This window comes from Draconibacterium halophilum (assembly GCF_010448835.1).
GTDB lineage: Bacteria > Bacteroidota > Bacteroidia > Bacteroidales > Prolixibacteraceae > Draconibacterium > Draconibacterium halophilum.
Genome location: NZ_CP048409.1, coordinates 1,804,352 through 1,824,167, shown reverse-complemented (window position 1 = coordinate 1,824,167; position 19,816 = coordinate 1,804,352). Strand labels below are relative to the sequence as shown.

Below are 19,816 nucleotides of genomic sequence, written 5' to 3'. Positions count from 1 at the left end.
TAGTAGAGGAAAGAAAAGGGTAGAACACTTATGGACGCTTTTTGGAAGATGATTGATAATTATACAAACCCCTAAACATAAACCAATCAAGATACAGAGTTCTACCCTTATAATTTATCTTTTAAAATTTACTACTAACAAGTTACAAAATATTTAAATACCAAATGGTGTTATTTAGTATTTTAATTATTTCGTTGACTTTATTTCTTCCCATTTGCCAGAATATCAACACTCTTTTTTAAGCACAGTTAGTCGAAAAAACAACCCTAACCACCTATTTATCAAACCACAATAAGTGTTATCTCGCATCGAAAAACAAAGTTGATCGGCCATACAAATCAAAATCAAAAATCTCACTTCCGTTTTGCACTGCCCCGTCTGTACGAATTAATTATCTTTGGGCAATTTTTGTAAAGAATGATCTCGATAGATAAAATAAATCTCAGTTTTGGCGGTTTCGAACTGTTTAAAGAAATCAGCTTCCTCGTGAACCCGAAAGACCGTATTGGACTGATTGGTAAAAACGGAGCCGGAAAAAGCACCTTGCTAAAAATTATTACAGGCACTGAAACGCCAACTTCCGGAGTGCTGGCTGTTCCGAAAGAAACAAGCATTGGTTATTTACCACAGCAAATGAAAGTTTCGGATACACGCACCCTTAAAAATGAAGTTACACAGGCTTTTGAGGAACTTTTAACTATTGAAAAAAAAATAGCCGGTTTAAATCAGGAGATTGCCGAAAGCGAAGATTACCACTCGAATGATTATCTGAAGAAACTCGACCAGGTCACCGAATTCAACGAACGCTACCAACTTTTAGGTGGCGACAACTACGAAGCGGAACTGGAACAAACACTTCTCGGACTTGGTTTCGAAAGAACTGATTTTGAGCGAATGACCTCGGAATTTAGTGGCGGTTGGCGAATGCGCGTTGAACTGGCAAAACTGCTTCTAAAAAAGCCCGATGTTTTTTTACTGGATGAACCCACCAACCACCTCGACATTGAGTCGATCCAGTGGTTGGAAGATTTCCTGAAAACATATAGTGGTGCGGTTATTCTGGTATCGCACGACAAAGCTTTTCTGGATGCTGTTTGTAACCGCACGATAGAAATTTCTTTGGGGAAAATTACCGATCAAAAAATGAATTATTCTAAATTCATTGACTGGAAAGCCGAACAGCGTGAAATCAATTTGGCCGCCTACAACAATCAGCAAAAACTGATTGAGGAAACCGAGCGTTTTATTGAACGCTTTAGGTACAAAGCATCAAAAGCAGTGCAGGTACAATCAAGGGTAAAACAACTTGAAAAACTGGATCGGCTGGAAATTGAGGAAGAAGATAATTCAGCACTAAAAATTAACTTCCCTCCGGCACCACGCTCGGGACGTGTTGTGGTTGAAGCCAAAAACATTAGTAAATATTACGATTCACTTCATGTGCTCGACGACATCGACCTTACCATTGAGAATGGAGAGAAAATAGCATTTGTGGGCCGAAACGGAGAAGGAAAGACAACACTGGCCCGGATTATTATGAACGAGCTGGAACACGATGGTACAATCAAACTGGGGCACAATGTTAAAATCGGCTATTTTGCCCAAAATCAGGCGCAACTATTAAAAGAAGATCTAACGGTTTTTGAAACTATAGACGAAATTGCCGTGGGCGATATCCGAACAAAGATCAGGGATATTCTTGCTTCATTTTTATTCCGCGGCGAAGACATCGATAAAAAAGTAAAAGTACTGAGTGGTGGTGAGAAGTCGCGCCTGGCTATGATACGATTAATGTTGGAGCCGGTTAACTTCCTTATTCTCGACGAGCCAACCAACCACCTCGACATGCGCTCGAAAGAGATTTTAAAAAATGCATTGGCAAACTTCTCGGGAACAGTACTTATTGTTTCTCACGATCGTGATTTTCTTGATGGACTGGTGAACTGCATTTACGAGTTCAGAAATAAAAAGGCAAAACAACACCTGGGTGGCATCTTCGATTTTCTTTACAGAAAGAAAATGGAGTCGATGAAAGAATTAGAAGGCAAGAAGCAAAATGCAAAAGCCAGAAAAGTTGTAACTTCGGAAAAACAAAAAGACGAGCTTTCGTTTGAAGAAAAGAAAGAGATAAACCGCACTATTTCGCGGCTGGAAAAAAGTGTAACCCAAACCGAGGAAGAGATTGCAAAACAGGAAAATGAAATAGAAGAAATGGATAAACTGCTTGCCAACCCGGAAAATATTGACAGCCATTCGGTTTTTGAGCAGTACGAGCAATTAAAATCGCACCTGGAAAAAAGTATGCTTAACTGGGAAAATGCCCACGAAGAACTGGAAAACTGGAAAGCAAAAAAAACCTGGTAAATTCAAAATTAAATGAGACAAAAAGGAATAACCACCGATGATTTTCTGTTTGGAACAAGAGCAGTAATAGAGGCTATAAAAAAAGGCAAAACTATCGACAAAGTACTGATAAAAAAGGGTTTGCGGAACGAGTTGATTGCAGAACTTCAGCAATTGATAAAAGAAAATGAAATTGGCGTTCAGTACGTTCCAATCGAGAAGATTAACCGTGTTACACGAAAAAACCACCAAGGTGTTCTGGCCTTTATTTCGCCCATCGAATTTGATAATATTGAAACTGTAATTCCGGGAATTTACGAAAAAGGCTTAACTCCACTTCTTCTTGTTTTAGATCAGATAACTGATGTACGCAACTTCGGAGCTATTACCCGCTCGGCAGAATGCGCCGGTGTTCAGGCTATTATTATCCCTGAAAAAGGTATGGCACGAATTGGTGCCGATGCGGTAAAAACATCGGCAGGAGCCATTCACAACATCCCCATCTGCAAAACAAATAACCTTTATAACTCTGTTCGTTTTCTGAAAGACTCGGGCATTAAGATTGTTGCAGCCACCGAAAAAGGCGACACACTTTACAGCAATGCCGATATGAAATCGCCACTAGCCATTGTTATGGGATCAGAAGACACGGGTGTTTCTGCCCAGATTCTGAAACTTGCCGATGAACAATTAAAAATCCCAATCCTGGGACAGATCGAATCTTTAAATGTTTCGGTATCTGCTGCTTTAATGGTTTTCGAAGCAGTCAGACAACGAAATCAGGCATGAACAGGAATCGTTCGTTTAAATGACTCTTCCAGAGAAATAAAAGTCTCGGTACTGGCAACACCTTGAATTTTTTGGATTTTTCCGCTTAAGATATTTTTTAGGTGCTCATTATCCTTGGCATAAACCTTAACAAAAATGGCATAGGCACCTGTGGTGTAATGACACTCTACTATCTCAGAAATTTCTTCCAGCCCTTTTACAACCTCGCTGAACAACCCTCCCTTTTCGAGGAAAATACCAATGTAGGTGCAGGTTTTAAAATCAACCTTTTTGGGATTGATGTGATAGCCGGATCCAACAATCACTTCCAAATCAACCATTCGGTTTACTCGTTGATGTACTGCTGCACGTGAGATTCCCACTTCTTTTGCAACATCTTTAAAAGGTATTCTTGCGTTCTTTGTAATTATATCCAGAATTTTTAAATCCCAGTCGTCTAAATTATTCCTCAAAGTCATCTTTAACAATTTTCCACAAAAGTATCAAAAATCTAACATTATTTCAAAGTAAAGTGAGCGTAAACACAATATAGTAACAAAATTAAAACAAAGTTGCCCAGACTTTCAAAAGCCGAAAAAATATTATCAGTTTGTTAATTTATAACACATTTATCTTTCATTATTCTACATTCAATGCTAATTTCAATGTGATTTAATACTTTTATCCCGGATTTTTATAAAAACAGACAGCAATAAAAATCGAAGACAGTATTAGATAGCTTTCATTCAGCACTTAAAAACCACTCAATTTCAATACGAAATTTTGAGTTGTTATGTGTTGAACGGACTTAAAAAGTAACCTTAAAAATTATAGACATGAAGAATTCAACGAGTTGGTGGTTTATTCTGGCCTTATTGGTAATTGTAGCCGCTCTGGGAGTGATTATGCCTTCCGGAGCCGGAGAGATAGACACTTCTAACCTTGACGCCGGAGATACCGCCTGGATGTTAACCGCAACGGGATTGGTATTATTAATGACCCCGGGCCTTGCTTTTTTCTATGGAGGAATGACCCAGTCAAGAAACATTATTTCCACCATGCTGCAAAGTTATATTGCCATGGGCATTGTAAGCGTGCTGTGGGTTGTAGTTGGTTTTAGCATTGCCTTTGGCGAGAGTATTGGAGCTGAAGGTTTTGGGTTATTTGGTAATCCGTTCACCTATTTTATGTTCCAAGGTGTTGGAGGTGGTACTCATCCCGATTTTGCGCCAACGTTTCCATTTGCAGTATTTGCAATGTTCCAGCTAAAATTTGCGATCATAACTCCTGCTCTTATTACCGGATCGTTTGCCGGAAGAGTACGTTTCAGAGCCTACATGTTGTTTATGGTGCTCTTTATTTTATTTATTTATGCACCGCTGGCACACTGGACCTGGCATCCAAACGGATTCTTGCGTAACTGGGGAGTTCTCGACTTTGCCGGAGGCACAGTTGTACATATGTCGGCAGGTTTTGCGGCTTTGGCAGGTGCCATTTTTCTCGGAAGAAGAAAAGATGCCAACAAAGAAATTAAGCCGGCAAATATTCCATACATTTTATTGGGTGCAGGCATGCTCTGGTTTGGTTGGTTTGGTTTTAATGCAGGTTCTGCTTTGGCAGCCGATTCTGTTGCTGCAGCAGCTTTGGTAAACACCAATACAGCATCGGCAGCTGCTATGTTAACCTGGATATTCTTCGACGCTGCTCAAGGTAAAAAACCATCAGCGGTTGGTGCTGCAATCGGACTTGTTGTAGGTTTGGTTGCCATTACACCAGCTGCCGGATTTGTAAATGTTGGATCGAGTATATTTATTGGTGTAATTGCGGCTATAATTAGTAACTACGCTATCACTCTTCGAACAAAATCGAAACTGGACGATACTTTGGATGTATTCCCTGCTCACGGAATGGGAGGTATTACAGGGATGTTATTTACCGCTGTATTTGCAAATGAAGTTGGATTGATTCACGGAGAAATCACAACTTTCCTTTATCATTTACTGGCACTGGTTATTGTGGGAATTTTCACATTTGGTGGCTCAATGTTAATGTATAAAATTACAGACATGATTGTTCCGATGCGAATCTCACCCAATGGAGAGAAGGTGGGTTTGGATATTAGCCAACACGATGAATCATACAATTTTGCCTACCTGGAAGATTAAAAAAAATACGTCAAGCATTAAATAAAAAAAGGCCGGTTAAAACCGGCCTTTTTTTTATTTAATAGGTACTTGTCGTTTAAAATCCATTTCCAAAGAAATAAATGTTTCAGTGCGGGCAATTCCCTCAATATCCTGAAGTTGCTCATCGATCAGGCGTTTTAAATGCTTGTTTGTTTTTGTTTGTATTTTAACAAAAATAGCATAAGCACCTGTTGTGTAATGACACTCAACAACTTCCGGAATATTTCTTAAGGCTTCGGCAACCTGTGTATGAAACCTTGCCTTATCAAGATATATTCCCATATATGCGCAGGTATTGTAACCTAATTTTTGCGGACTAACCACAAACTCACTTCCATGTACAACACCAATATTTAATAAGCGCTGAACACGCTGATGAATAGCTGCACCAGAAACACCACATTCACGGGCAACTTCAAGAAAAGGTATTCGGGCATTTTTAGTAATCAGCTTTAATATCTTTTCATCCAGCTCATCAATATCGGCTGCTTTCTCCTCTAAAAAATCATTCGACTTCATGTTTCAAATATTCTGAGTTAGTTTCAAATTATAGCACAAATGTAGATAAAATTCACAATCACTAATCTCAGATGCTTTAAAACATATAATTACTTACGAATTGTAAGCACAAGATTTTTTCAACTTGATAAAAACTAAACACTTGCATTAACAATTAACGAAGTGTAATCTTTTCAATATCAGCACCGGAAGGCTCTTGAAAAACCCGCAGTTCAAACTCAGGAATAACAGCAAATATATGATCGAAAATATCGGCCTGAATGGTTTCATAATTGGCCCATTCCTGATCGTTGCTAAATACGTATATTTCGATAGGCAACCCTTTACCAATTGGTTGCAGCTGGCGGATTAAAAAAGTTAGATCTTGTTTCACCTTTGGATGCTGACGCAAATACACTTCCAGGTATTTTCTAAAAATACCAATATTGGTCTGATGGCGCCCACTAATATAATCCTCTTCCGCAAGATTTTTCCCTTTGTTATATTCTTTCAGTTCTCTTTCCTTTTCCTGAACATACCCCCGTATCAAATCGAACTTTTCGAAGCGACTCAACATCGCTGTATCGCAAAATCTAATGGTGTTGGTATCAATGGAAACCGAACGTTTTATACGCCGACCACCCGATTCTTCCATGCCTTTCCAGTTAAAAAATGATTCGGAAACCAAAGCATATGTTGGAACGGTAGTAATGGTTTTATCCCAATTCTGAACTTTCACTGTATTTAAAGAAATATCGATAACCGTACCATCGGCATTGTGAGCTTCCATTTGAATCCAGTCGCCAATTTTCACCATATCATTTGCCGACAACTGAATGGAAGCAACAAAACCAAGTATCGTATCGCGAAAAACCAAAAGCAGAACTGCGGCAATTGCTCCCAATCCTGCCAGCAATGCAGTTGGGTCTTTTCCAAGCAAAACAGCAATAAGCAGGATGCCTGCCATAAAAAACACAAAGATTTTCAACAACTGAACGTAACCCTTTATCGGGCGACTATGTGCAAATTCGGTTGTATTATATATCTGTAATCCGGCATTTAGTGAAGAACCTGCAACAAAAACAATAATTGAGATAAAGTAAATGCGCGATATTTTCAACAACAAATCAGCAAGTCCCCAATAATAATCTTGCGACAGTGACTTATAAACCTCCGGGGCAAGTTCACCCACTTCCTGATGAATGTTCGGATAAGAAAAATCGGCGGTGTAAAACAAGATAAATGCAGGAACCAAATGTGCCAGCCCCTTAAAAACCCTGTTTTCAACTAATATATCATCCCAGTGTGTTTTTGTACGGCGGGCAATACGTTGTACAATCACCAAAAAGATCTTCCGGGTAATAAAATGGGCCAACCAAGCCACAAAAACAATAAGCATTATACAGATTAATGCGGCTAAGGGTTTTGCCAAAAAATCCATTGTCCCGATCTCCCGGATTTGTTCAAGCAAATAGCTGTAAATGATTTTCATATATCAAAGATTGTTTTCTGGTTTATTTTAAAAGACCCCAATGTTAACCTTTCTAGTAATACTTCCGGCAATTTATTATTAATAGTTGAGAATAAAAACCTCCCTGGCTTGTGCGAATTGAATAAAATTAGCAACTTAAAATTGTTTATAGAAAAGTTAATGCATAAGTCATACTTTGTCTCTTACTGATTCCTTATTTTCATCCAAAAATAATAAATGAACATAAAATGAAGTTGAAGTTTGCTTTTATTCTCTTAATACTCCCCTTTTTTACTTTTGCACAGCCCAGGTTCAATACCTATTTTAAAGATCAGACTTTCCGCTTCGATTTTCTACTGGGCGGCAATAGCAGGGAAGTAGTGGTGTATCCGCAGCAAATGAAACAAGAGCCGTTTTGGGGCGGATCGAAAACAAACCTCATCGACGTGTTTAACTATGGAAGTTACCGCTACCGGGTTTTCGATCTGAAAACCGACGAGCTAATATACAGCAAAGGATTTAGCACCCTTTTTCAGGAATGGCAAACCACTGCCGATGCCAAAACAAACAATAAAACATTTTACCAGGCAGCACTTTTCCCATTTCCGAAAAACGATGTACGCTTGGAAATTGATGCCCGCCAATGGGACGGAACGTTTAAAACAATTTACACTACCGATATCGACCCGAAAGACTATTTTATTTTAAAGGAAGAAACGCCCGGTTTTAAAACAAAGGACATTGTTAACAACGGCGATCCGGCAAAAAAGGTAGATATCGCCATTTTGGCCGAAGGTTACACCGCTGCCGAAATGAAAGCTTTTTATGCTGACGCGGAAAAAGTTTCTGGTTTTTTATTCGATACCGAACCTTTTAAATCGGAGAAAGCCAACTTTAATGTGCGTGCCGTATTTGCCGTTTCGGAAGATTCGGGAACCGACGTTCCGGGTGAACACATTTATAAGAACACTTATTTTAACACCAGTTATTACACTTTTGATTTGCCGCGCTATCTAACAACAAGCGACATGGAAAAGGTTTATGATGCAGCAGCTAGTGTTCCTTTCGATCAGATTTATGTGTTGGTAAATACCGAGCGATACGGCGGCGGCGGATTTTACAATTTTGTTACCGTTTGCACTGCCGACAATGAACTGACACCAAAAATTATTGTGCACGAATTTGGCCACGGTTTTGGCGGATTGGGCGATGAATATTACAACTCGGCCGTAGCTTACGAAGATTTCTACAACCTTGAAATTGAGCCCTGGGAGCCGAACATTACCACTCTGGTTGATTTCGATAAGAAGTGGAAAAACAGGATTGATGAAGACACTCCGGTTCCAACACCACGAAAAGCCAAATACAAAAATACCGTTGGGGTTTACGAAGGAGGCGGTTATATGGCCGAAGGAATCTACAGTCCGCATATCGATTGCCGCATGCATACCAACGAAGCCGAAGGTTTTTGTCCGGTTTGCCAGGAAGCTATTCGGAAAGTGATTCGATTTTATTCGGAATAATACTGTATTTCCAAAACTGCGGTGAAGAAAATAAGCCGTCAATTTTCGTTTTCAAAATTTTGGAGAAGTAAACAAATGCTCAGGTTTCATCTCCACAAAATTAGAGACTAAAAAAAAACGTCACGAATTACCTCCACAAAAAACCGGAGAAAGGAAGTACCTTGGTTTTCCGGCAATAGAAAAGCGGATGAGTTGAACAACTCATCCGCTTTTCTATTGTATTCTCCTCTTTTCTATTCCTCTTTCTTTTTTAATAGTTTTGAAGTTATAAAGTAAGCTACAATTAAGCCAACTCCTCCAAGAACCAGGATTGCAGTAAAGAAGGCAACTACTTCATCCATTATGTTTGATAACGCAAATCCGACAACTACACCCAAACCTACTGCAATTAAAAAGATTCCCCACTTCACCAGCGAAAGCTGCGAGCATTCACCTTTAAATATTCCGGCATCGAGCCCTTTTTCTACCAGCGCCAAACGCTCTTTTGTGCGTGTTGTCCAGTATACATACAAAATGGCGAATATTGCCAGAAAAAAACCGATTGGTACAAATAATCCTTCCATGATATTAATTTTTAAATTGTTTTAATTTCTGTTTTCGCTCTTTTGACGCGACATTGTTTCTGCGGTTACAACTTTTCAGTATTTTTTTAATTCATAAAATCTATTCTTAGATAATAATATGTATAAGCCAACCTGAAACGATTTCCTACAAATTAAATTTATTCTTTTTAACTTGTAACCAACCAATCATATTTACGTCAAAAGGACAAATGGAGCAAAAAGACGATAGCTATTATATAGAAAAAGTAAAGGCCGGACAGACCAATTACTTTTCGTACATCGTTGAACGATACCAGGATATCGTTTTTTCCATTGCAATGAAAGTTCTTAAAAATCGTGAAGATGCCGAAGAAATGGCACAGGAAAGTTTTATCAAGGCTTACAAATCGCTGCACACGTTCAAAGGCACTGCAAAATTTTCGACCTGGATGTACCGAATTACTTATAACAATTGTATTTCGGAAGTCAGAAAACGGAAAATACATTTTACATCGACCGACGATGTGCAAATAGCCGATGAAACTGAAGAAATGAACCTGGATGGCATTCCGGAAGAAAACAGGGCACAGGCAATAAAAACCGCCATGGAAAAACTACCGGAAGATGAATACACACTGATACTTTTGTATTATTTCGAAGAACAATCGATTGAAGAGATCAGCAAAGTGACGAAACTATCGGAAAGCAATACAAAAGTGAAGCTTTACAGAGCGCGTAAAAAGCTCTATACTATTTTAAATGAATTAATGAAAGACGAGTTATACTCTATATTATGAATGAACTGGAAGACATAAAATTAAAAGCATTACTACAAAAAATAGAACTGGAAAAACCCGGTTCGGATTTTACAGTGAATGTAATGAATAAGATTTTTGAGGAAGATAGTGTGCTTGAAAGAATTAAATCGGAAAAGATACTTGGAAAAGGATTCTGGATCATCTCCATTCTTTTTATGGTGTTACTTGCAGCCATTTTCCTTGTAAACACCCCCGGAATGCAAGCCGACAGCCAAATCGGGCAATTGCTACCTGAAGCCGGTCAAGGATTAAGCGAAGGCTACGAATCGTTTTTCAGCAAAATGGGAACATTGCCGTTAAGTATTGCCGGAATTACGATAGCCATTTCGGTACTTATCTTTATCGATAAAATTATTAGTGCAAACAGTAAAGTATTCGCTTAAAACTTTGAAAATATATCGAATGAGAATCCCGGCTGGCAAGTCGGGATTTTTTTATTCGTACTGCTTTAACAATCCCAACATTATTAAGTACTGAGCAGCAATGTAAGTTGTCATTATAAACAAACCCTCGTAAGGAATTGCCACAAGAAAACGGTTGACAGCAATCAACGAATCAGACAAAACAAAAAACAACGACCCAACGAAGACCAGACTAAAGCTGATGGGATGACCGTTACCTAAACGGTTTAGCGCCATAGCCGACATGGTTAAAATAGCCACCATATACACAAAAATGGCTATCCGCAACACCAAATCCAATTGCGGAAACAGCACAATGTAAACAATCAGTCCATAAGCCAAATAAGGAGTCAGCCACATCGGTTTCTTCTTCAAAAACGGCTTTTTACCCGAAATATCAATGGTGCGCAGAAACAAAAATACATACACCACTTGTGCCACCAGAAAGGATGCAATTCCGAGTACAAAATAGGTAAAATCGGCAGCAAACATCATTAACAGATCGCCAATCCATGAAAAAAGAAAGGCTGTACCGGCAAATAACAAAATCCTTTTATCGATATTTTTTGAATGCAAAAAGAAATAACCGGCAATCCATATTAAAAGTAAAGGCTTTGAAATATGATTAATTTGAGGGTTCTGCATATACTCACCGATTAGATCGGCTGCCACAATAGCAATAAAAAGAAAGTGAAGAAAAATCTTTTTCATCAATCGCTGTTTGAGGTAAAATTAAAACTATTCGGGAAAATAACGAAACCAAAACTTAAAAACAGGCTTCTTCCAGCAGAAACTTGCTTACGTATTCGTTAACGCCTTCTTCTAATTCAACAAAAGGTTTTTTGTAACCGGCATCGCGTAATTTCTGCATTTCGGCCTCGGTAAAGTACTGGTATCTACCACGCAAATCAACAGGAGTATCAACAAATGAGATCATGGGGGTTTTATTCATACTGCTGAATACTGCTTTGGTAAGATCCAGAAAGGAACGGGCTTTTCCGGTTCCCACATTATATATACCTGAGTTATCCTGGTTCTCCATAAAGTACATCATCACATCGGCAATATCTTCGACATAAATAAAATCGCGGCTTTGCTCGCCATCTTTATATGCTTTATGGTGCGAACGGAACAACTGCATATGTCCGGTTTCTTTAATTGTTTTATAAGCATGCAATATTACCGATGCCATACGGCCTTTGTGGTATTCGTTTGGCCCGTAAACATTAAAGAATTTCATTCCTGACCAAAACGGAGGCGTACGAAACTGCTTAAGCGCCCACACATCAAAATCGTGTTTCGACCAGCCATAAAGATTTAATGGTCGCAGATCCTGAATTTTTCTATGCTCATCCGAAAAACCATCTTCGCCGTTACCATATGTAGCAGCCGATGAAGCGTAAAGAAGTGGTACCTGAATTTCGGAACAAATGTTCCAGAGGCGTTGTGAATAAATTAAGTTTAATTGCTGATAGAGCTCGGGTTCTTGCCCCACTGTATCGGTACGTGCCCCCAGATGAAAAATAAAATCGACATCCTGTGCATTTTTAATTAACCAATTAAAAAACTCATCCCGATCAATGTATTCCCGGTAATCTTTTTTCAGAAGATTTAAATCTTTCCAAGGGTCATCAAACTTGTCAACCAGAATCAGATCTTTGTATCCTGCTTTGTTGAGTTTTCCTACTAAATAACTTCCGATAAATCCGGCTGCTCCTGTTACAACTATCATTTTAACGCGGTTTCGTTTGGTACAGCAAAAAACTCTGTTTTCTGAAAATGTGGCTTTGTAATAACAAACTAACCACCCTGGTTTTTATTGTACGCTTGGCAAAATAAATTTAACTTTTTACAATAGCCAAAAAATTACACATAAACAGATGCAATTGAAGTGAATTTGGTTGCTTTGCTGACTAATTTTTAAATAAAAAGTGAATAAACGGTGATTTATCGCAGTAAAAAAATGAAAAAACGAGCATTAGGGATCGAAAAATACTTACTTCCAACTCAATTTCTTTTAAGCGATTTGGAGTAAAACGAGACAAATTGTGGCAAACTGCTTCAACCCACTGGTGCCGGCACCTGTTTTAATATGGCTGACAAAGCATCTTTCAAATGTACAAGTGCCAATGGGATATTCCATTTTGCCGAGTCGCGGGGTTCTACATAGTTTGAGATCGATCGTATTTGATAACAATCTACGCCCATCCAGTTACAAACATAAAAAACAGCAGCTCCTTCCATTGATTCTACGTGGGCTGTAAATTTTTCGCGCATTTCGGCTATACTGGTGTCGCGCCCGTAACTTTTATTTGTGGTTACTCCTTTTACCTTTTTCAGTTTTATCCAGCCATTTGAATTGCTGGCTTTTAACAAACCATTTTCAAACGGAAAATCATTGATACCAATATGTCCCGATTCAAAGAGTGTTAAAAATTCGTGTTGTTTTTCAATTCCCAGATCAGCAAATTCTTCGCTCACCACATTTACTACCTCTCCTATTTCAAGCTCCTGGATTAAACTTCCGGCTAATCCTATATTAATAACAGCATCATATTTTTTTTCGCGAAGTGCGTTGGTTAAATGAAATGTAGCGAACGAACTTCCAATACCTGATACCAAAATATCAATATTCAAATCTTCAAATCGGTAAGTTTTTACAAAATGACTTTCTTCCTCTACTTTTTCCAGCTCATCTACAATCAATTTTATTTCCATTGTAGTAGCTGCTACAATCAAAATCTGCATAAATTTAATTTTGTATTTTTTGTCTCCGATATTCCTTTAAACAATGTCCAATGCAGCACTATATCTGTATTTCACTCTTGCATAAAAGCAAGTTCTAATCTCCCTCTTTTTCAAATCCATATATACATTCATACTGATTTTATAAAAAAAAGTTAATCTTTGTACCTATTAAAATTCTAACAACAATGTGTTCATTAAAGAATAACAACTCGAACGGATACCAGCGAACTGACCTCTACAACGAGCAAGCAACCGAGCAACTCTCCAGCCATTACAAAGAAATTTTGCAAATAGTTGGAGAGGATCCATCGCGCGAGGGGCTGAATAAAACACCGGAAAGAGTAGCCAAAGCCATGCAATTTTTATTACAGGGCTATGAAATCGATCCTGTTGAAATATTAAGATCAGCCATGTTTAAAGAAGACTACCGCCAAATGGTAATTGTAAAAGATATAGAGATTTATTCGATGTGTGAACACCACATGCTTCCGTTTATTGGGAAGGCGCACGTTGCCTACATCCCAAACGGAACAATTACCGGATTAAGTAAAATTGCCCGTGTTGTTGATGTATTTGCCCGCAGGTTGCAGGTACAGGAACGATTAACAACTCAAATAAAAGACTGTATCCAAGACACACTAAAACCACTGGGAGTTGCTGTAGTTATTGAAGCCCAGCACCTATGTATGCAAATGCGTGGTGTTCAAAAACAACATTCCATAACTACTACTTCTGATTTTGTCGGTGCTTTTGAAAAAGTAGCTACCCGCGAAGAATTTATCAAACTAATCAGCACAAAACTGAGCTAGAACTAGAATTCTAATCTACAAAAACTCGATACAAACCGGAGCCGGTAATGCAATTTGCTTATCGCTGTATTTTGGCATTCCGGTTTCCTGATCAATCTGAAATACAGTAATATTATGACTACGCTGATTGGCAACCAACATCCATTTCCCATCGGGTGTTATTCCAAAATTTCGTGGCCAGTCACCTTCAACCGGAACTGTTCCTAAAAATGTAAGTTCCTGATCGGCTTTTACCTTAAAAACAGCTATTGAATTGTGCCCGCGGTTTGATCCATACAAATACTTCCCGTCTTTTGAGAGATGAATATCGGCACAATAACTTTCTCCATCAAAATCTTTTGGCAAGGTTGAAATATTTTGAAACATCGACCACTGATCTCCTTCTTTTTTAACTGCCGAAATGGTTGAGTTTAGCTCGTTTATTACATAAATTATATTTTCGGTTGGATGAAAAACAAAATGCCTTGGCCCCGAACCGGCCGGCAATTTTACAAACTCCTGCTCGTAACGCCCCAGATTCCCATCTTGAAAGTGAAAAATATTTAATTGATCAGTCCCCAGGTCTGCACTAAAAATGCTCGGTTCATTTGCTGAGAATTTTATGGAATGCGCATGTGGCTGCCCCTGATTAGGATGCACACTTTTTCCCGTGTTGTGCACAACTGCCAGAGCTTTATCGAGGCTGCCATCTTCTTTTACCGGATAAATCGAAGTTGTACCTCCGCCGTAAGTTGCTATAGCTACATATTTTCTGTCGGGCGAAACATCAACATGACACGGCCCACTTCCGTGAGAGATCTGCTTGTTTAAAAAGTGAAGCCCTCCCCGCTTGTCAAGTTTATAGGCTACCACATAACCACCCGATTGCTCTACTTCAGGAGTTGTTCGCGAAACTACGTACAGAAATTCCTTTTCAGGGCCTAAGCGTAAAAACGATGGGTTATCGATTCCCTTAAAGGTGGTCAGCAAATCAATATCACCCGTTTTAGTATTTAAACTACAATAATTTATTCCCTCAGCACCTTCAGCAGTAAAGGTACCCACATAAAACAGTTGCTTTTCCTGTGCGTTTCCAACGGTTATAAAAAGGAAAAGAAAAAGGCAATTAAACAAAATATTACGTAACATAGTTGTATCTTTAATAAACACTAAAATAAAAAACATGCAAAAACCTGAGATAGCTGAAAAAGCTCCAAAAGCTCTTACGCTTGAACCCGGCACTTATTATTGGTGCGCTTGTGGAAAAAGTAAAAACCAACCTTTTTGCGACGGTTCTCATCAGGGTTCAGAATTCACTCCACTTCCACTCAGCATCGATGAGAAAAAGGAAGTTTGGCTTTGCCAGTGCAAACATTCCAAAAATAAACCATTTTGCGATGGTACCCATCGGACATTATAATATTCAAAGTATACTACACTTTTGTAAAATCGTCTTTTGAAGCGTTGCAAATCGGGCATTTCCAGTCTTCAGGCAAATCTTCAAAAGGCGTTCCCGGAGGTATTCCAAGCGCAGGATCACCCTCTTCAGGGTTGTACTGGAAGCCACATATATTGCAGGAGTAAATTCCATCTTCGCTCTTCGTCTTTTCCTCCGGCTCTTCTGATACTTCTTCGTATTCAACCGGTTCCGGCTCATCCTCCAGCTTGTCTTTATCAATGTACGTTGGCGAATTTTTAGGCGAACGCATCTTGTACTTGGCATGATAATAAGCATATGTTAGCGGCTCTTCATCCGAAAGTTTATCGCCATCAACCACCTCGGCAGTAATCAAATAGTGCGAGCCAATATCGGTATAATCAATCACTTCGCAATCGAACCAAGCAACTGCTGAATCAACAACAATCGGGGCTCCGGTTTTTGCCACTGTGGTTTTCACTCCCTGAAACTTATCAATATCAGCCCCCGACATAAATCCGAATTTCCCGATCAACGAAGTATCAACTTCTTTCTTCAGAACAGAAATAGAGAATTTTTTACTATCAATAATTTTTTGGGCTGAGTAGTTATCTTTGTTACAACTTATAGCAATTTTTGATGGCTCGGCAGTAATCTGAAAAGCCGTGTTTGCAATGTACCCGGCTTTTTCGCCGTTCAATTCGGTAGCTATTAAATACAAGCCATAACTTAGTTTATGAAATGCGGAATAATTCATTCTTTTCTAATTTGAATTTCGTTTGTTTAAATTTAACAATACATTTTAGAATTACCTGTCATCGTTCGTTTAATTTATCGAACAATTTAATACAACTCTTTTTACCTCTCTGTTTTTAAATCAACATTCAGCCCCGAAACAGCTTTACCTCCAGAAGACGAAGTTTCATATTGGGAAGTATTATTGTCTAAAAATGCAACTTGCTAGAACACCTAAAATGGATTGTAACAGACTTTCTAGATCATGAAAAATGCAACAACCAAGATTTACAGATTCCTGCTAAAACACAGAAAAAAGAGACAAATAATTTAACAATGGGAATCCTCACTTTATATTTTCCAATATTTGGACATTTTATTTGATTAATTCTCACATTTCACTATTTTTAAAAACTCTAAATAAAAACAATGGCCAACCAAAAACTCAAAAACAACTACAAAGTATACATCGTTGAAGACAATGTACTTTATGCGCGTGTATTAAAGAAACAGCTTTTAGATGATCAGTTGCAGGTAAAAGTGTTTCACAACGGAACAGATTTTATTCATGCAATGAACGAAAAGCCCGATGTGGTAACACTCGACTACACCCTTCCCGATATGACAGGGAAAGAGGTATTAGCCAAAATTCAGGAGAAGATACCGGATACGCATGTGATCGTAATCTCAGCACAAGACGATATTTCTACAGCAATTGAGCTGATGAAAAATGGTGCTTACGATTACATTATGAAGGCTCCCGATACAAGGGAAAAGCTGAGCAACATAATTAGAAATATATACAGAACAGATCAACTTCAAACCGAGAACACCAACTTAAAAGAAGCTGTTGCGGAAAAGTACAACTTCAAAAACCTGATAAAAGGGAACAGTCGCGAGATTGAGCATGTTTTTGAATTAATGAACAAGGCAACACAAACCAATATTTCTGTCTCCATTTCAGGAGAAACAGGAACCGGTAAGGAATTAGTAGCAAAAGGAATTCATTATAATTCGAAACGAAGCGCTAAACCATTTGTCGCGGTAAACGTGTCTGCCATTCCTGATGGACTGATTGAAAGCGAATTGTTTGGGCACGAAAAAGGAGCTTTTACAGGTGCCGATTTTCAAAAGATCGGAAAGTTTGAAGCAGCAAACGGCGGAACACTTTTTCTGGATGAAATTGCCGATCTGAACATCAACCTGCAGGCTAAACTTCTGCGTGTTTTGCAAGAGAGAGAATTGGTACGACTGGGAGGACACGATGTTATCCCACTTGACGTAAGAATTATAACTGCCACGCATAAAAATCTGGCTACCTTATCGGGCGACGATCAATTTAGGCAAGACCTCTACTACCGTTTACTGGGTTTACCTATTGAAATTCCTCCCTTGCGCCAACGTGGCAACGACAAAATTTTATTGGCCAAGTTTTTTGTTGATGAGTTTTGCCTGGAAAATGACATGGAACAAAAAACCCTTACGTCGGAAGCGAAACAAATGTTATCTAACTATCATTATCCGGGAAATATTCGCGAGCTGAAAGCAATTATGGAACTGGCTTGTGTAATGTGCAGCCGCGACATGATAAAACCAAGTCATTTAAACATGAACGTTGACGAAAGCGTACAAAACCTACTTTCGCAGGAAAAAACATTGGAGGAATACAACAACGAGATTGTAAAATTCTTTTTGAATAAATACAATCAAAATGTACGCCTGGTAGCATCGAAATTAGGTATCGGGAAATCGACCATCTACCGGATGCTGCAAAAACATATGGATTAACCAAACTTGCAAAAACAAAGGATCCGATCCGTATTATTTTAAATATAAACGGATCGGATCCTTATTTGGGTAACCTTCAGATAGACAAATATCTACTATCCCTCGAAACTATTCACACCAGCCGTTTCCATTTTACGGTCAACTTTTTTAACCAGTCCCTGTAGTACTTTCCCCGGACCAACTTCGGTGAAGGAAGTAGCACCGTCGGCAATCATATTTTCTACGATCTGCGTCCATTTAACAGGAGCAGTTAGCTGCGCAATCAGGTTTTCCTTGATCTCAGCAGGATCAGTTACCGGTTTTGCATCAACATTTTGGTAAACCGGGCAAGTTGGCTGATTAAATGTTGTGGCTTCAATGGCAGCAGCCAGCTCTTCGCGGGCAGGCTCCATAAACGGCGAGTGGAAAGCTCCACCAACAACCAGTTTCAGTGCACGTTTTGCCCCTTTTTCTGTTAACAACTCACAAGCCTTGTCAATCCCGGCTTCAGAACCGGAAATTACCAATTGCCCCGGGCAATTGTAGTTTGCAGGAACAACAACATCATCGATTTCGGCACAAACCGCTTCAACAACTGCATCTTCTAAACCAACAATTGCTGCCATTGTAGATGGCTCAACCTCGCAGGCTTTTTGCATAGCCATTGCACGCTGAGCAACCAGCTTCAACCCGTCTTCAAAGTTCAGTGTTCCGTTGGCAACCAGTGCCGAGAATTCTCCCAGCGAGTGACCGGCAACCATATCAGGAGCAAAATCCTTTAAGGTTTTTGCCAACAATACCGAGTGCAAAAATATAGCTGGTTGGGTTACTTTTGTCTGTTTCAGGTCTTCAACTTCACCTTCAAACATAATAGCAGTAATATTGAAACCTAAAATATCATTTGCTTTTTCGAATAATGCCTTTGCTTCAGCAGAATTTTCATATAAATCCTTTCCCATTCCCGGGAATTGAGCTCCCTGACCGGGAAATACAAATGCTTTCATAATTTTTTGTTTTTAAAAATCCGGCGGCAAAGTTACATTAAATTTATAAGCACAAAATCCTTTCTTGTTCCATTACTCATAATTTGACAAATTCTTTGAAACGTAATCGAACATCGGGTTATTTGAGTCGAGAATTATGAAAAACACAAAAAGATTAACATGTATTTTAGAAAAAGCCCCAACATGCTTGCCACAAGAAATCGTCGAAAATTATAGCGTAACATACCGGCAGCCAATGCAATTACCGGCGACGAAAGCGGAAATAGGTTAAATATAAAAATGGTGAGCAAACCGTATCTCTGAATTTTACGCTCGGCCTTTATGATCCTCTTTTGTCCCATTAATTCAATAATTCTTTTGGGCCGCAGAAGCTGACCAATAATATAATCAATACACTGTGCTGTAATTGCGGTTACCAAAGCCGTTGCAATTAAATCAAATCCGGAGTAATAAGGCAAATAATAGATAAATGCCAACTCAACCGGCATTAATAAAAAGAATAAGTAGCCCGAAAAATGAATGACTCCAAATGAAAAGATGCTTTCGGTTTTATCGGCATAAAGTTCGCGGCCGATGGTAAACGAGAAAAGGCAAATAGCAATAACCGAAGCAAACAAGATAAAATAGAACTTTTTGGGTATTGCTATTTTGCCGTTCATCTACAAACAGGTTTTAAAGTCATTAAATAATCTCCTAGTAAAGTTACGCAAATGATTTAATGCATCTAATTTTATCGACCATCGAACCTGTAACATCGTTAACCGGACGAAATACTGCATTCTGTTTCGGAGGAGATACCCGATCCGA

Annotated in this window: 20 protein-coding genes; 9 read left to right on the top strand and 11 right to left on the bottom strand. The window is 38.8% G+C overall.

Features of this window, described 5'->3' with window-relative positions:
- Positions 1-417: 417 nt before the first annotated feature.
- Both G0Q07_RS07350 and rlmB read left to right on the top strand, forming a co-directional pair.
- Positions 418-2,364 carry an ABC-F family ATP-binding cassette domain-containing protein gene (locus G0Q07_RS07350; protein WP_163345473.1) on the top strand — a complete coding sequence of 649 codons (1,947 nt, stop codon included), beginning with the start codon at positions 418-420 and terminating at the stop codon, positions 2,362-2,364.
- A gap of 12 nt (positions 2,365-2,376) precedes the next feature.
- A complete protein-coding gene (rlmB, locus tag G0Q07_RS07345) occupies positions 2,377-3,132 on the top strand; it encodes a 23S rRNA (guanosine(2251)-2'-O)-methyltransferase RlmB (protein WP_163345472.1) in 756 nt (251 codons plus the stop codon).
- Here rlmB and G0Q07_RS07340 read toward each other — a convergent pair.
- Positions 3,123-3,590 (bottom strand): Lrp/AsnC family transcriptional regulator, encoded by a 468-nt coding sequence (locus G0Q07_RS07340; RefSeq protein WP_163345471.1) that lies wholly within the window; start codon positions 3,588-3,590, stop codon positions 3,123-3,125. The two genes, rlmB and G0Q07_RS07340, sit on opposite strands and share 10 nt — an antisense overlap.
- 357 nt (positions 3,591-3,947) lie before the next feature.
- On the opposite strand from G0Q07_RS07340, the gene G0Q07_RS07335 reads away from it, so the two are divergent.
- Positions 3,948-5,276: an ammonium transporter gene (locus G0Q07_RS07335; protein ID WP_163345470.1), complete on the top strand. Its 1,329-nt coding sequence runs from the start codon at positions 3,948-3,950 to the stop codon at positions 5,274-5,276.
- Positions 5,277-5,330: 54 nt separating this feature from the next.
- Here G0Q07_RS07335 and G0Q07_RS07330 read toward each other — a convergent pair whose 3' ends face one another.
- Positions 5,331-5,816: an Lrp/AsnC family transcriptional regulator gene (locus G0Q07_RS07330; protein ID WP_163345469.1), complete on the bottom strand. Its 486-nt coding sequence runs from the start codon at positions 5,814-5,816 to the stop codon at positions 5,331-5,333.
- Between the two features lie 154 nt (positions 5,817-5,970).
- Positions 5,971-7,287, bottom strand: coding sequence for a mechanosensitive ion channel family protein (locus G0Q07_RS07325; protein ID WP_246223002.1), 1,317 nt, complete (start codon positions 7,285-7,287; stop codon positions 5,971-5,973).
- 227 nt (positions 7,288-7,514) lie between these two features.
- On the opposite strand from G0Q07_RS07325, the gene G0Q07_RS07320 reads away from it, so the two are divergent.
- Positions 7,515-8,789 (top strand): M64 family metallopeptidase, encoded by a 1,275-nt coding sequence (locus tag G0Q07_RS07320; protein WP_203532694.1) that lies wholly within the window; start codon positions 7,515-7,517, stop codon positions 8,787-8,789.
- A 233-nt stretch (positions 8,790-9,022) separates the two neighbouring features.
- On the opposite strand, the gene G0Q07_RS07315 is transcribed toward G0Q07_RS07320, so the two are convergent.
- Entirely contained in the window at positions 9,023-9,352 is a 330-nt protein-coding gene (locus tag G0Q07_RS07315) for a DUF6249 domain-containing protein (protein WP_163345468.1), read from the bottom strand.
- A 209-nt stretch (positions 9,353-9,561) separates the two neighbouring features.
- Here G0Q07_RS07315 and G0Q07_RS07310 point away from each other — a divergent pair, with 209 nt between their 5' ends.
- Positions 9,562-10,128: an RNA polymerase sigma factor gene (locus tag G0Q07_RS07310; RefSeq protein ID WP_163345467.1), complete on the top strand. Its 567-nt coding sequence runs from the start codon at positions 9,562-9,564 to the stop codon at positions 10,126-10,128.
- Positions 10,125-10,532, top strand: a complete 408-nt coding sequence (locus G0Q07_RS07305) for a hypothetical protein (protein WP_163345466.1) — start codon at positions 10,125-10,127, stop codon at positions 10,530-10,532. Before G0Q07_RS07310 ends, G0Q07_RS07305 begins: the two co-directional genes overlap by 4 nt.
- A 51-nt stretch (positions 10,533-10,583) precedes the next feature.
- On the opposite strand, the gene G0Q07_RS07300 is transcribed toward G0Q07_RS07305, so the two are convergent.
- From G0Q07_RS07300 to mqnB, 3 genes are all read right to left on the bottom strand, one after another.
- A complete protein-coding gene (locus G0Q07_RS07300) occupies positions 10,584-11,261 on the bottom strand; it encodes a lysoplasmalogenase (RefSeq protein ID WP_163345465.1) in 678 nt (225 codons plus the stop codon).
- A 55-nt stretch (positions 11,262-11,316) separates the two neighbouring features.
- The gene (gene rfaD, locus G0Q07_RS07295; protein WP_163345464.1) at positions 11,317-12,282 is read right to left on the bottom strand and encodes an ADP-glyceromanno-heptose 6-epimerase; all 966 of its coding nucleotides are present in this window, start codon (positions 12,280-12,282) and stop codon (positions 11,317-11,319) included.
- Between the two features lie 329 nt (positions 12,283-12,611).
- Positions 12,612-13,298 (bottom strand): futalosine hydrolase, encoded by a 687-nt coding sequence (gene mqnB, locus G0Q07_RS07290; protein ID WP_163345463.1) that lies wholly within the window; start codon positions 13,296-13,298, stop codon positions 12,612-12,614.
- A 185-nt stretch (positions 13,299-13,483) separates the two neighbouring features.
- Here mqnB and folE point away from each other — a divergent pair, with 185 nt between their 5' ends.
- A complete protein-coding gene (gene folE, locus G0Q07_RS07285; protein WP_163345462.1) occupies positions 13,484-14,107 on the top strand; it encodes a GTP cyclohydrolase I FolE in 624 nt (207 codons plus the stop codon).
- 15 nt (positions 14,108-14,122) lie between these two features.
- On the opposite strand, the gene G0Q07_RS07280 is transcribed toward folE, so the two are convergent.
- Entirely contained in the window at positions 14,123-15,235 is a 1,113-nt protein-coding gene (locus tag G0Q07_RS07280; protein WP_163345461.1) for a lactonase family protein, read from the bottom strand.
- Between the two features lie 34 nt (positions 15,236-15,269).
- Between G0Q07_RS07280 and G0Q07_RS07275 the strand changes: the two genes are divergently transcribed.
- Positions 15,270-15,506 carry a CDGSH iron-sulfur domain-containing protein gene (locus G0Q07_RS07275; protein WP_163345460.1) on the top strand — a complete coding sequence of 79 codons (237 nt, stop codon included), beginning with the start codon at positions 15,270-15,272 and terminating at the stop codon, positions 15,504-15,506.
- Between the two features lie 13 nt (positions 15,507-15,519).
- Here G0Q07_RS07275 and G0Q07_RS21185 read toward each other — a convergent pair whose 3' ends face one another.
- A complete protein-coding gene (locus G0Q07_RS21185; protein ID WP_163345459.1) occupies positions 15,520-16,260 on the bottom strand; it encodes a flavin reductase in 741 nt (246 codons plus the stop codon).
- 407 nt (positions 16,261-16,667) lie between these two features.
- On the opposite strand from G0Q07_RS21185, the gene G0Q07_RS07265 reads away from it, so the two are divergent.
- Entirely contained in the window at positions 16,668-18,026 is a 1,359-nt protein-coding gene (locus tag G0Q07_RS07265) for a sigma-54-dependent transcriptional regulator (protein ID WP_163345458.1), read from the top strand.
- A 95-nt stretch (positions 18,027-18,121) separates the two neighbouring features.
- Here G0Q07_RS07265 and fabD read toward each other — a convergent pair whose 3' ends face one another.
- Entirely contained in the window at positions 18,122-19,009 is an 888-nt protein-coding gene (gene fabD, locus G0Q07_RS07260; protein ID WP_163345457.1) for an ACP S-malonyltransferase, read from the bottom strand.
- A 134-nt stretch (positions 19,010-19,143) separates the two neighbouring features.
- Positions 19,144-19,668 (bottom strand): DedA family protein, encoded by a 525-nt coding sequence (locus G0Q07_RS07255; protein ID WP_163345456.1) that lies wholly within the window; start codon positions 19,666-19,668, stop codon positions 19,144-19,146.
- Positions 19,669-19,816 lie beyond the last annotated feature (148 nt).

Coding starts and splice junctions, on each gene's coding strand:
- G0Q07_RS07350 (WP_163345473.1), top strand. CDS start 418: ATGATCTCGATAGATAAAATAAATCTCAGTTTTGGCGGTTTCGAACTG.
- rlmB (WP_163345472.1), top strand. CDS start 2,377: ATGAGACAAAAAGGAATAACCACCGATGATTTTCTGTTTGGAACAAGA.
- G0Q07_RS07340 (WP_163345471.1), bottom strand. CDS start 3,590: ATGACTTTGAGGAATAATTTAGACGACTGGGATTTAAAAATTCTGGAT.
- G0Q07_RS07335 (WP_163345470.1), top strand. CDS start 3,948: ATGAAGAATTCAACGAGTTGGTGGTTTATTCTGGCCTTATTGGTAATT.
- G0Q07_RS07330 (WP_163345469.1), bottom strand. CDS start 5,816: ATGAAGTCGAATGATTTTTTAGAGGAGAAAGCAGCCGATATTGATGAG.
- G0Q07_RS07325 (WP_246223002.1), bottom strand. CDS start 7,287: ATGAAAATCATTTACAGCTATTTGCTTGAACAAATCCGGGAGATCGGG.
- G0Q07_RS07320 (WP_203532694.1), top strand. CDS start 7,515: ATGAAGTTGAAGTTTGCTTTTATTCTCTTAATACTCCCCTTTTTTACT.
- G0Q07_RS07315 (WP_163345468.1), bottom strand. CDS start 9,352: ATGGAAGGATTATTTGTACCAATCGGTTTTTTTCTGGCAATATTCGCC.
- G0Q07_RS07310 (WP_163345467.1), top strand. CDS start 9,562: ATGGAGCAAAAAGACGATAGCTATTATATAGAAAAAGTAAAGGCCGGA.
- G0Q07_RS07305 (WP_163345466.1), top strand. CDS start 10,125: ATGAATGAACTGGAAGACATAAAATTAAAAGCATTACTACAAAAAATA.
- G0Q07_RS07300 (WP_163345465.1), bottom strand. CDS start 11,261: ATGAAAAAGATTTTTCTTCACTTTCTTTTTATTGCTATTGTGGCAGCC.
- rfaD (WP_163345464.1), bottom strand. CDS start 12,282: ATGATAGTTGTAACAGGAGCAGCCGGATTTATCGGAAGTTATTTAGTA.
- mqnB (WP_163345463.1), bottom strand. CDS start 13,298: ATGCAGATTTTGATTGTAGCAGCTACTACAATGGAAATAAAATTGATT.
- folE (WP_163345462.1), top strand. CDS start 13,484: ATGTGTTCATTAAAGAATAACAACTCGAACGGATACCAGCGAACTGAC.
- G0Q07_RS07280 (WP_163345461.1), bottom strand. CDS start 15,235: ATGTTACGTAATATTTTGTTTAATTGCCTTTTTCTTTTCCTTTTTATA.
- G0Q07_RS07275 (WP_163345460.1), top strand. CDS start 15,270: ATGCAAAAACCTGAGATAGCTGAAAAAGCTCCAAAAGCTCTTACGCTT.
- G0Q07_RS21185 (WP_163345459.1), bottom strand. CDS start 16,260: ATGAATTATTCCGCATTTCATAAACTAAGTTATGGCTTGTATTTAATA.
- G0Q07_RS07265 (WP_163345458.1), top strand. CDS start 16,668: ATGGCCAACCAAAAACTCAAAAACAACTACAAAGTATACATCGTTGAA.
- fabD (WP_163345457.1), bottom strand. CDS start 19,009: ATGAAAGCATTTGTATTTCCCGGTCAGGGAGCTCAATTCCCGGGAATG.
- G0Q07_RS07255 (WP_163345456.1), bottom strand. CDS start 19,668: ATGAACGGCAAAATAGCAATACCCAAAAAGTTCTATTTTATCTTGTTT.